Origin of the sequence: Spirillospora sp. NPDC048911, assembly GCF_043198015.1 — a bacterium.
Classification (GTDB): domain Bacteria; phylum Actinomycetota; class Actinomycetes; order Streptosporangiales; family Streptosporangiaceae; genus Spirillospora.
Genome location: NZ_JBICUD010000016.1, coordinates 177,732 through 188,277, shown reverse-complemented (window position 1 = coordinate 188,277; position 10,546 = coordinate 177,732). Strand labels below are relative to the sequence as shown.

Genomic DNA, 10,546 nt, shown 5'->3' with positions numbered 1-10,546 from the left:
CCGCCCCCCGCACCGCCCCTGCCCGCACAGCCCTCGTCCTCGCACGAGGCCACGGCGGCTTCAACACCGCCCTCATACTCCAAACCACCACATGAACCGCGGCAGAAAGGAGACCGCGGTGGGCATCCCGGAGCCGGTCCACGCTCATCCCCCCGCGCAGAAGCGGCGCATCCTCCGGTTGTTCCGCCCGTACCGCGGGAGCCTGCTGCTGGTCGTCGGCCTGATCGTGGGCTCAGCGCTGGTCTCGGTCGTCAACCCGTTCCTGATCCGCGAGATCATGGACGTGGCGCTGCCGCAGGGCAGGACGGGCCTGCTGACGCTGCTCGCCCTCAGCATGATCGTCGTCTCGATGGTCAACAGCTCGTTCAACGTCTGGCAGACCAACCTGTCCACCAAGGTCGGCCAGTTCGTCATGCACGACCTGCGCACCGCCGTGTACGACCACCTCGAGCGCATGTCGCTGGCCTTCTTCACCCGGACCCGTACCGGCGAGGTGCAGTCGCGCATCGCCAACGACATCGGCGGCATGCAGGCGACGGTGACGACCACCGCCACGTCGCTGGTGTCGGACCTGACCATCGTCATCGCCACGGTCACGGCGATGGTCCTGCTCGACTGGCGGCTGGCGACCGTGTCGCTGTTCATGCTCCCGGGGTTCGTGTGGGTGAGCCGCCACGTCGGGGACGAACGCCGCGTCATCAGCCGGGCACGGCAGCGCCAGTTCGCCGAACTCTCCTCGACCGTGCAGGAGTCGTTGTCGGTCAGCGGGATCATGCTCGGCCACACGATGGGCCGGTCCCGGTCGCTGACCGGCGCCTTCGCCGCCCAGTCGCGCAGGCTCGCCGACCTTGAGGTGCGCGCGAGCACGGCGGGCCTGTGGCACCAGTCCACGATCTGGATCGTGATGGCCTCGATGCCCGCGGTGATCTACTGGGTGGCGGGGATGACGGGTGGCCCGGGGCATATGGCCGTCTCTCTCGGCACGCTGGTCGCCTCCACCACCCTCCAGCAGAGCCTGTTCCGCCCCGCGCAGCGGCTGCTGAGCGTCGGCTTGGAGATCCAGAGCTCGTTCGAGCTGTTCGCCCGCATCTTCGAATACCTGGACCTGCCCGTGGACATCGCCGAGCCGGAACGGCCCGTCGAGCCGGTGAATCCGCGTGGCGAGGTACGAATGCGGAAGGTCGGCTTCACCTATGCCGGGGCCGGCCGGCCGACGCTGCGCGGTATCGACGTGACCGTGCCGGCCGGGCACAGCCTGGCCATCGTCGGCGAGACCGGCTCCGGCAAGACGACCCTCAGCTATCTCGTCCCGCGCCTGTACGACGTGACGTGCGGCTCCGTCACGATCGACGGCATCGACGTGCGCGACCTGTCCTTCGCCACGCTGGCCTCCGCGGTCGGCGTCGTCTCGCAGGAGACCTACCTGTTCCACGCCTCCGTCGCGGACAACCTGCGGTTCGCCCAGCCCGCCGCGACGGACGAGGACCTGATCGCGGCCGCGAAGATCGCGCAGATCCACGACTATCTGGTCTCCCTGCCCGACGGCTATGCCACGGTGGTCGGCGAGCGCGGATACCGGTTCTCGGGCGGGGAGAAGCAGCGGCTGGCGATCGCCCGCGCGATCCTGCGGGATCCGCCGATCCTGGTCCTGGACGAGGCCACCAGCGCACTGGACACCCAGACCGAGCAGGCCGTCCAGGAGGCCATCGACTCGGCGAGCGCGGGCCGGACCACGATCACCGTCGCCCACCGGCTGTCGACCGTCCGCGACGCCGACGAGATCATCGTGCTGGAGCGGGGTGAGATCGTCGAGCGTGGCACTCATGACGAGCTGCTCGCCTTCGCGGGCCGCTACGCGTCGCTCGTCAAGCGAGACCCCGCATCGGTCGTGTGAGTCTTCTTTATAAGGCGCGGATCCATCGTGGAGGAAAGCGTCGGCGGTCAAGTTTCTGCGGCGTATCCAGTGTTTATCGAAACTTGAGAAAAGGCGACTATGCAGGCAGGATTTTTGGCGGAGCCCACCCGAAGGAGAATTCCCGATGTCACCACGGATGCCCAATCCCGCGCTGGTCGTTCCCGGCGTTCTGAAGCCCCAGCGTGAACTCGTCCAGGCCATCAACAACGCCGGCGTGCCGTTGCGGACGCTCGTGCTGGTCCACCTGCGGGTGAGCCAGCTCAACGGCCGGTCGGTCCAGATCCCGGTGAAGAAGCGCGAGTTCGAGGAGGCGGGGGAGCAGGACCACCGTCTTCCTCTGGTGGCGACCTGGCGGGAGCAGACGTGCTTCACTGACGCCGAGCGCGCGGCACTGGCGCTGGGCGAGGCCATCACCCTCATCAGCGAGCGCGACGACCCGGTGACCGACGAAATCTGGAACGAGGCCGCCGTGCTCTACAACGAGCAGGACCTCGGAGCCCTGGTCATTCACATCGGCCTGGTCAATCTCTGGAACCGCGTCAATGTCGCCACCCGGCAGGAGCCCGTGGACTGGCGCGTCAACCCCAAGAAATGGATCCCGGTGACCTCTCAAGTCTCCTCATCCGCGTGACCTTCTGAAGCGGCGAGAAAAGGGCCCTGCCCGTGCCCCCTCCTGAGGAGGGGCCACGGGCAGGGCACCGGCCGCGTGGGCTGCGGGCCGCCTTCAAGCGGCCTTGTGGAGGACCTCCACGGGTTCGGAGTTCGCGAGGGTGGGGACGGCGGAGTCGCCGCCGGCGAGGTCCAGGCCCATGTCGCGCAGGCAGTCGACGATGTTCGAGATGATCTTTTCGGTGTGCGATCGTTCGGTGCCCTCCCAGAAGAACTCGGGGAAGATGGACACATAGACCCTGCCGCTTCCCTGGGTGAAGATCTTGACCTCGATCACGTCCTTGAGAGCCATCCGGACCTTGTAGATCAGATCGTTCATGGTTGCCACCGCCCATCGGTATCCGGTTTCAGGATTCTGCCGGCACGTCCAGAACTCATGGTCGACGGATATGAGTGGTGATGGCGCCTTCGACGTTGCCGTGAACGGCTTGAGACCGCCTTGTTCAAGCGTGAGAAGTCCGCAGATGAACGGAGCGAGGTAATTAACAGAAAAGGCGGCTTCGCAAGGGCGATGGTATTTTGTGAATTGATGACCCTCGCCCCACGAAAAGCATGGGAGTGCCATGAAGATCTTGTTCATCACCACGGGCAGCCAGGCCACCTTCTATGCCGCTGCCCCGCTGGCGACGGCCGCGCGGAACGCGGGGCATCAGGTCATGCTGGCCGCCCACGAGCCGTGGGTGGAAACGGCGGAGGCGATCGGGCTTCCCACTTTCTGCTTCACCGAACATCCGATCCGGCACTTCATGCAGCTCGCCAACCCCGGCAAGGGCCTGCGCTTTCCCCAGGAAATGGGGGACGAGGCGATGATCGATCAGGGCCGGGGCTTCGCCCGAATGGGTCTGGCCGGCCTGGAGTCGCTGCTGGAACTGGCGAAGGACTGGCTCCCGGACGTCGTTGTCGGCAATTCGCAGAGCTATTCGGCGATGCTGCTCTCCGCCCACCTCAAGGTCCCGTACGTGCGCCACATCGAGTACCTGGGGATCCCGTTCACCGGCATCGAGCCGGGGGCCGAGGAGGAGCTCAGGCCCGAGCTGGAGCGCCTCGGCCTGGACGGGCTGCCCGAACCGGATCTGATCCTCGACGCCACCCCGCCGTCGCTCCGGCCGTCCCATGACCCCGATGCCCAGCCGGTGCGCTGGATCCCGAGCAATCCGCAGCGCCTGCTCGAACGCTGGATGTACACGCGCCCCGAGGGCCGCCGCCGTGTCCTGATCACCTCGGGCTTCCGCAGCATCATGTTCCGTGACCCGGGCTGGTCGATGCCGCTGCTGGTGAGCGAGCTGAGCAAGATGAACGCCGAGGTGCTGATCGCGGCGTCCCCGGGCGCCGCGGAACGGTTCGGCTCCGAGCTGGGCGACGCGCGCATCGGCTGGATCCCGCTGGACGTGGCCGCCACCACCTGCGACCTGGCGATCCACCACGGCGGCGCGACCACCGCCACGACCTTCATGGCCAACGGCGTGCCGCAGCTGATCATCCCCGAGAACCCGCCGGAGTTCTGGCCGAACTACCACCGGGCGGCCATCGCCACGGCCATCAGTGACTTCGGCGCCGCCAAGATGTTGTGGCCGCAGGCGCAGGAGCCGGACAAGGCTCCTGGCGAAGTGATCGCCGCGGCCTGCCGGGAGCTGTTCTCCGACCCCTCCTACGCCGAGCGGACACAGTTCCTCGCCAAGGAGATCGCCTCGCTTCCGGCGCCTCCCGAGATCGTGTCCCGGCTGGAGGCGCTGACCGGCGGATAGCCGGTCGCCCTGCGACGGCCCGACGGCCCGACGGCCCGAAGGCCTGATGGCCCGAGGGCAGGGGTTCGCCCTGAAACCGCGGCCACCTTCGCCCCGCGGTTTCAGGGCGACTCGCATGTCCGGAACCTCCCTGAGCCCGCGCGCCCTTCTCCAATCCGCCACGCCCAACGCGACGTGGCGGCCACGCCCAACGCGACGTGGCCGACGCGACGTGGCCGACGCGACGTGGCCGACGCGACGTGGCCGACGCGATGTGGCCCGACGCGACGTGGTCCAGCGCGACGTGGCCCAATGCGGCGTGGAGAGCGCGAGTTATGCGCTCTCCACGTTGGCGGGGCCGGCAGGTGATCAGGGGGTGGGAAGGGCCTCCAGCTCGCGTAGCACTTCGGCGGGGGCCGGGAGCGTGGCGATCTCCTCGGCGAGGAGGCGCGTGCGCTCGGCGTACCGGGGATTCGACAGGATCTCTCGGCAGCCCGCGGCGATCGTCTCGTCGGGGGTGCGGCCGGCCTCCGGCCGGTGCGGATCCACCATCAGGGCGGCACCGAAACCGGACAGGGCCCTCGCGACGGCCTCGCCGAAGCCGTTGTCAGGGATGATCAGCTGGGGCACGCCCGCGTTGATCAGCGTCGCGGCGGTGGTCGCGCCGCCATGGTGGACCGCCAGATCGCAGGTGGGGGCGACCACGTCCAGCGGGATCCAGCCGATGCGCACGTCGCCCAGCTCCGGACCGAACCGCTCAGCGGCCCCGGGGAGCGCCGCGATGAGCACTTCGGCTCCCGTCCCGGTCAGCTCGTCGACCAGCGTCCGCAGGGAACTGCCGGGGGTATCGAGCATGAGGGCGCGGGTCCCCGAGGTGATGAGCACCCGGCGGCCCTCGGGGCGGGTGTACATCCAGGGCTGGAGACGGCACTGGCGCACCCGGGGAAACCATCGCATCGACCGGGCCGGCGGGGAGCCCGGCCCCCGGAGGGACGGCGGGCAGACGTCGATGAACAAGGCGGGGTCCGGAAGCTCGGCCACCCCCAGGCGCTCCAGCTCGGGCTGGATCTCCGCTTCCATCTCACGGCCGCGGTTCCCCACCGGGGCGATGTGCCAGATGTGGCGGACGAACGGGACCTTGAGGTGGGCGGCGAGCACCCTCGGGACGGGGGACAGGCCGCCGACGACCAGATCGGGGGCCCAGGACTCCGTCAGTTTCAGGAGGGCGTCGAGCCGGACGGCGGCCGTTTTGGAGTCCTGGCCATAGCGCATGCGCTCGGACGTGATGCAGACCGCGGGCAGCCCGACGGCCTCCGCTGCCTCCATGAGAGGTTCGTCGGCGGCCAGCAGGATCTCGTGGCCCGCGTTCCGCGCGGCCGAGGCGAGGGGGGCGACGCCGAAGACGATCGCCTGGCTGCCTCCGATGGTGAAAAGGATCTTCATGGCGATTCGGCTGCTTCCGTTGAGACGGCGGTGTCGGTGTTCCGGGGACGCATCCGCCTCAGCCCGCCTCGGCCATTTCCATGACGTATTGGCCGTAAGGCGATTTGGCGAGACGGCTGCCGAGGCGATGGCAGGCCTCTCGGTCGATGTAGCCCATGCGCCAGGCGATCTCCTCAAGGCAGGCGATGCGCACGCCCTGGCGGTGTTCCAGGACCTGGACGTAATTTCCCGCCTCCATGAGGGCGTCGTGGGTTCCGGCGTCCAGCCAGACGAATCCGCGGCCCAGCGGGATCAGCGTGGCCTCTCCCCGCTCCAGGTAGATCCGGTTGAGGTCGGTGATCTCAAGTTCGCCACGTTCGGACGGCCGCAGCCGGCGCGCGAAGTCCACCACCTTGTTGTCGTAGAGGTAGAGCCCGGTGATCGCCATGTTGCTCCACGGCCGGGCGGGTTTCTCCTCGATCGAGACGAGATTCCCCTGCTCGTCGAGGACACCGACCCCGTAGCGTTCAGGGTCGCGCACCGGATGGCCGAAGAGGTAACAGCCCTGGACGCTCCGCGAGAGGCGCTGGAGCATGGGCCCGAACTCGTATCCGTGGAAGATGTTGTCGCCCAGCACCAGGGCGACGGGGTCGTCGCCGATGTGGTCGGCGGAGACCAGGAACGCGTCGGCGAGCCCGCGGGGCTTGTCCTGCTCGGCATAGGTCAGGGAGATGCCGAGCCGGGAACCGTCGCCCAGCAGCCGGCGGAACGCCGGCACTTCGTCCGGGGTCGTGATGATCTCGATTTCCGTGATGCCCGCCAGCATCAGCACCGACAGCGGATAGTAGATCATCGGCTTGTCGTAAACCGGAAGCAGTTGTTTTGAGGGACCGAGCGTGATCGGGTGCAGTCTCGTTCCATTGCCGCCGGCCAGGATGACGCCTTTCATCGTGCCGCCTCCTCGCTGCGTCCGTGCTAATAGGGTGAATGTTCGCACTTTCATAATGGGAGAACGCGTGACCGGCGAGCACCTTCGACGTTGCGGTGGCCGAGGACGTCACGGCCCTGCGATGAACGCCGGTGACCCATCCGGCGGTTGCGGTGCGGCCCCTTCACCCGGGCCGCGGCCGGGTCCCGCACTACGGGAGGCACACGATGCCGGAACGGCGGTGCCGCGCGTGTTGACGGTATAAGTGCGTTTATCTAGGCTGAAATCTGCCCCGTTCAGGTGTGCGTAATTCCGTTCTCATTGAGGTGGCCCCGTGAAAAATAAAAGACATGACGCCCTCCGGTGAATTCGTACAGGGACCCGGCATCGGCATTATCGGGTGCGCCGACATCGCCGTGCGGCGGGCCCTGCCTGCGATCCGGGAGTCGGCGTTCCACCTGGTCGCGGTCGCGAGCCGTTCCCTGGAGAAGGCCGAGCGCGTCGCGGCCGGCTACGGCTGCAAGGCCATCGGCGGTTACGACCGGCTCCTTGAGATGTCCGACATCGACGCGGTCTACATCCCGCTGCCCAACGGCGAGCACGCCGGGTGGGCGCGCCGGGCGCTGAGCGCGGGAAAGCACGTCCTGATCGAGAAACCGGCGGTGGTCGACCAGGAGAGTGCCCGTGCCCTCGTCGCGCTCGCCGAGGAGCGCGGACTGCTCGTCATGGAGAATTTCGCGTTCCTCCGGCACCCTCAGCGCGACCAGGCGCGGTCACTCGTGGACGGCGGTGCGATCGGAGAGCTCCGTGCCTATGACGGCGCCTTCGGCATCCCACCGACCGACCCGAGCGGCATCAAGTACCGAGCGGACCTGAGCGGCGGCGCCCTGTGGGAGGTCGGCTGCTATCCGGTGCGCGCGGCTCAGGAGTATCTCGCCGCGCCGCTGGAGGTCCTGGGGGCGAGCCTGAGGTTCGATCCGGACCTGGGCGTGGACGTCTCCGGGACGGCGTTGTTGCGGGACGGCGACGGCGTCACCGCCAACTGCTCCTTCGGCCTGTCCCACAGCTACCGGTCGACCTACAGCCTCTGGGGGAGTGAGGGACGCCTGGTGCTGGAATGGGCGTTCACCCCTTCGCGGGAGGCCCGGCCGGTGCTGCGACTTCAGCAGAAGGACCGTGAGACCAGGATCGTCGCTTCGGCGTCGGACCAGTTCGTCGGCGTGTTCACCGCGTTCCATGAAGCGATCGGCGATCCGGCGGCGCGCTTGGGGCACCACGGCGAGCTGGTGCGGCAGGCCGAGCTGATGGCCCGGATCCGTTCGCACGCCCTCGGCTAGCCGCGCGCCGCTCGTCCGTCATCTGAGGCCGTCCAACAGGGACGGGTACCGGCGGCATTGGTCGTAGGCGGGCAGGAGGCCGGCGACCGCCGCTTCGGCGAGGGTGGGCGCGGCGGCGTCCTTCGCCGAGCGGATCGGCGGTTCGGTGAGGTTCCACGGCAGCGCCAGGTCCGGGTCGAGCGCGTCGATGTCGATCATCGTGCCCGGCTCGTACTCCTGCGAGCAGAGGTAGCTCATGCACGTGTCGTCGGTGAGGGCGAGGAACGCGTGGCCGATCCCGTCGGGCAGGTACACCGCCGTCCCGGTCTCGGGGCTCTGGTAGGTGACATCGTGGTGGCCGAACGTCGGCGAGCCCACGCGGATGTCGATGGCGATGTCGAGCGCGCGCCCGCGCACGCACGTGATGAACTTCGCCTGGCCGGGCGGGACCTTGGTGCCGTGAACGCCCCGGAGGGTGTTGCGCTTCGACACCGAGAAGTTGACCTGGCGGACCGCCAGATTCCAGCCGCTTTCGGCCAGCAGGGCGCTGACCTTCACCGACTCGAAGAAATATCCTCGTGAATCGCTCAGGGGTTCGGGCTCTACGCGGTACGCGCCGGGAACGGCCATTTCAGAGATCAGCACGGGATGCTCCTTGGATGCTCGTTCCGGGAGGACCTGAGCGACGGCTGCGAAGTGAATCGCTCTGCGAAGATGCTGCTCATGGCAGGACACATTTCGCAAGAAGGGTCGTTCAACTGAAGGTCAGGCGCGGTTGAAACGGGCGGCAGTATACTTGTCTCGCCGCTTTTGTCGAGCGTTCCGGGAAGGGAAAATATGACCAGGCTCGGCATCATGGTGCACTGCCGTAATCTCGCCACGGAGGCCTGGGAGGAGCTCGTATTCGGTCGGCCGGAGCACAATCAGCTCGGCGACCACGCGACTCTGGCGCGCGTGGTCCTGTGCCTTGAGTCGAGTGAGGAATTGGCGTGCGTCGTTTTCGGACGGGGAACGTCCTGGCGTGACGGGCTCAACGAGGGAGACTATTCCAAGAAATTCCTCCTGGACAATCTCGATCGGCTGCGGGAGTTCCCGGCGCTCGCGCCCCTGCTGGCCCGGCGCGACGGCGGCGGGCTCGCCGCGTTCCGCCGGAGCATGGAGGCGGTGATCGTCACCGCCGAGGTGCGCAACACCGTCGAGGAGATCGAGGCGGCGTCGGCGATCTTCGCCCGGCACGGGGTGGAGAAGGTGATCCAGATCGCGGCGGCCAGCCACGCCGCGCGGTGCGTCAAGGAGCTGACGGCGGCGCGTGCCCGCGGCCGGATCGGCGCGGACCGGCTGTGGTTCACGGTCGCGACCGACATGGCCTATCACGGCACCGGGCCTGAGGACGTCGTCGTCCTGGAGCCCCTGCACCGTCGCGACCAGCCGATGACCTCGGTGCGCCCTGGGCTGGCCGAGGCCATCGCGCCCTATTTCCGGCTGCCGGATGAGGACAAGAAGGAGTTCATCGCCCTCGTCGAGGAGTTCATGACCCGTCCGGCCGGTCGGCGGGACCGCGATCCGCTCGGCGTGCCGGGCCGGCCGTGCCCGCGGGGAGCCGGAGGCGCATGCGCGGGCGGTGGCCACCCGTTCGAGCGCGGATCTCGCGCGGTCGAACACGCGGGCTCTACGGCAACGTCGGAGACGCCCGCGGTACCGGCGTCCCCTCAGGGTGAATGCGTGCGCTGTGCGCCCCCGGGGATCACGCCGCCCGGCGACGACCCCGACGGCCCCGGCTGACCTGGTGGGCACGATCGGCGCGCCTGGAACGCGGCGCCCACCCATGACAGGAGGAGACGTGACGGCCGAGAAGATCGCGCTCATCACGGGAGCCAACAAGGGCATCGGGTTCGCCACCGCGCGGCGGCTCGGCGAGCGGGGGATCACCATCCTGGCCGGCGCGCGGGACGAGGTGCGCGGCAAGCAGGCCGCGGCCGCGCTGGCGGATGAGGGCGTCACGGCGGTGCCGCTGCGGATCGACGTGACCGACCCGGACCGGGTGTCCGAGGCCGCCCGCGAGATCGAGCGGCGATACGGCCGCCTGGACATCCTGGTGAACAACGCGGGTGTCGCGGGCGGCTTCACCGGGACGCCCGGCGAGGCGACCGCCGCCGACCTGCGGGAGGTCTACGAGACCAACGTCTTCGGCGTGGTCACGGTGACCCGGGCGATGTTGCCGCTGCTGCGCCGCTCCGAGGCCGGTCGCATCGTCAACCTGTCCAGCCATCTGGGGTCGCTGACGCTGAACACCGATCCGGAGTCCCCGGTCGCGGGCGTCAATATGATCGCCTACCAGTCCTCGAAGACCGCGTTGAACGCCGTCACGGTCGCCTACGCCAAGGAACTGCGCGGGACCCCGATCAAGGTCAACGCCGCCCTTCCCGGGGTGGTGGCCACGGATCTCAATCACCACCGCGGTCACCGGACCCCTGCGGAGGGCGCGGCGATCGTGGTCCGGCTCGCACTGCTGGACGAGGCCGGGCCGTCCGGGCAGTGCCTGTCGGACGACGGCCCCGTTCCCTGGTGAGCG

At 68.5% G+C, this 10,546-nt stretch carries 10 protein-coding genes; 6 read left to right on the top strand and 4 right to left on the bottom strand.

The genetic code is table 11. The features are described 5' to 3' along the window. Window positions 1-118: 118 nt before the first annotated feature. Both ACGFNU_RS48075 and ACGFNU_RS48070 read left to right on the top strand, forming a co-directional pair. Window positions 119-1,894: an ABC transporter ATP-binding protein gene (locus ACGFNU_RS48075; RefSeq protein WP_392603462.1), complete on the top strand. Its 1,776-nt coding sequence runs from the start codon at window positions 119-121 to the stop codon at window positions 1,892-1,894. A 145-nt stretch (window positions 1,895-2,039) separates the two neighbouring features. Beyond that, the gene (locus tag ACGFNU_RS48070) at window positions 2,040-2,546 is read left to right on the top strand and encodes a carboxymuconolactone decarboxylase family protein (RefSeq protein WP_392603461.1); all 507 of its coding nucleotides are present in this window, start codon (window positions 2,040-2,042) and stop codon (window positions 2,544-2,546) included. Between the two features lie 93 nt (window positions 2,547-2,639). Here ACGFNU_RS48070 and ACGFNU_RS48065 read toward each other — a convergent pair whose 3' ends face one another. Next, complete coding sequence (locus tag ACGFNU_RS48065) at window positions 2,640-2,903, bottom strand: hypothetical protein (protein ID WP_392603460.1); 264 nt, start codon at window positions 2,901-2,903, stop codon at window positions 2,640-2,642. Window positions 2,904-3,147: 244 nt separating this feature from the next. Here ACGFNU_RS48065 and ACGFNU_RS48060 point away from each other — a divergent pair, with 244 nt between their 5' ends. After that, on the top strand, window positions 3,148-4,329 hold the full coding sequence (locus ACGFNU_RS48060; protein WP_392603459.1) for a glycosyltransferase: 1,182 nt from the start codon (window positions 3,148-3,150) through the stop codon (window positions 4,327-4,329). A 348-nt stretch (window positions 4,330-4,677) separates the two neighbouring features. Here ACGFNU_RS48060 and ACGFNU_RS48055 read toward each other — a convergent pair whose 3' ends face one another. Together ACGFNU_RS48055 and rfbA are read right to left on the bottom strand one after the other, a co-directional pair. Next, a complete protein-coding gene (locus ACGFNU_RS48055; RefSeq protein ID WP_392603458.1) occupies window positions 4,678-5,751 on the bottom strand; it encodes a glycosyltransferase in 1,074 nt (357 codons plus the stop codon). A gap of 58 nt (window positions 5,752-5,809) precedes the next feature. Further along, a complete protein-coding gene (gene rfbA / locus ACGFNU_RS48050) occupies window positions 5,810-6,679 on the bottom strand; it encodes a glucose-1-phosphate thymidylyltransferase RfbA (RefSeq protein ID WP_392603457.1) in 870 nt (289 codons plus the stop codon). A gap of 329 nt (window positions 6,680-7,008) precedes the next feature. Between rfbA and ACGFNU_RS48045 the strand changes: the two genes are divergently transcribed. After that, the gene (locus ACGFNU_RS48045) at window positions 7,009-7,995 is read left to right on the top strand and encodes a Gfo/Idh/MocA family protein (protein ID WP_392603456.1); all 987 of its coding nucleotides are present in this window, start codon (window positions 7,009-7,011) and stop codon (window positions 7,993-7,995) included. 18 nt (window positions 7,996-8,013) lie between these two features. On the opposite strand, the gene ACGFNU_RS48040 is transcribed toward ACGFNU_RS48045, so the two are convergent. Next, window positions 8,014-8,619, bottom strand: coding sequence for a dTDP-4-dehydrorhamnose 3,5-epimerase family protein (locus ACGFNU_RS48040; protein ID WP_392603455.1), 606 nt, complete (start codon window positions 8,617-8,619; stop codon window positions 8,014-8,016). A 165-nt stretch (window positions 8,620-8,784) separates the two neighbouring features. On the opposite strand from ACGFNU_RS48040, the gene ACGFNU_RS48035 reads away from it, so the two are divergent. Both ACGFNU_RS48035 and ACGFNU_RS48030 read left to right on the top strand, forming a co-directional pair. After that, window positions 8,785-9,756 (top strand): hypothetical protein, encoded by a 972-nt coding sequence (locus ACGFNU_RS48035; RefSeq protein WP_392603454.1) that lies wholly within the window; start codon window positions 8,785-8,787, stop codon window positions 9,754-9,756. 58 nt (window positions 9,757-9,814) lie between these two features. Then, complete coding sequence (locus ACGFNU_RS48030) at window positions 9,815-10,543, top strand: SDR family oxidoreductase (protein WP_392603453.1); 729 nt, start codon at window positions 9,815-9,817, stop codon at window positions 10,541-10,543. Window positions 10,544-10,546: the final 3 nt, after the last annotated feature.

Excerpts from the sequence above, each read along its gene's own strand:
- ACGFNU_RS48065 (WP_392603460.1), bottom strand. The coding sequence starts at position 2,903 with ATGAACGATCTGATCTACAAGGTCCGGATGGCTCTCAAGGACGTGATC.
- ACGFNU_RS48055 (WP_392603458.1), bottom strand. The coding sequence starts at position 5,751 with ATGAAGATCCTTTTCACCATCGGAGGCAGCCAGGCGATCGTCTTCGGC.
- rfbA (WP_392603457.1), bottom strand. The coding sequence starts at position 6,679 with ATGAAAGGCGTCATCCTGGCCGGCGGCAATGGAACGAGACTGCACCCG.
- ACGFNU_RS48060 (WP_392603459.1), top strand. The coding sequence starts at position 3,148 with ATGAAGATCTTGTTCATCACCACGGGCAGCCAGGCCACCTTCTATGCC.
- ACGFNU_RS48070 (WP_392603461.1), top strand. The coding sequence starts at position 2,040 with ATGTCACCACGGATGCCCAATCCCGCGCTGGTCGTTCCCGGCGTTCTG.
- ACGFNU_RS48045 (WP_392603456.1), top strand. The coding sequence starts at position 7,009 with ATGACGCCCTCCGGTGAATTCGTACAGGGACCCGGCATCGGCATTATC.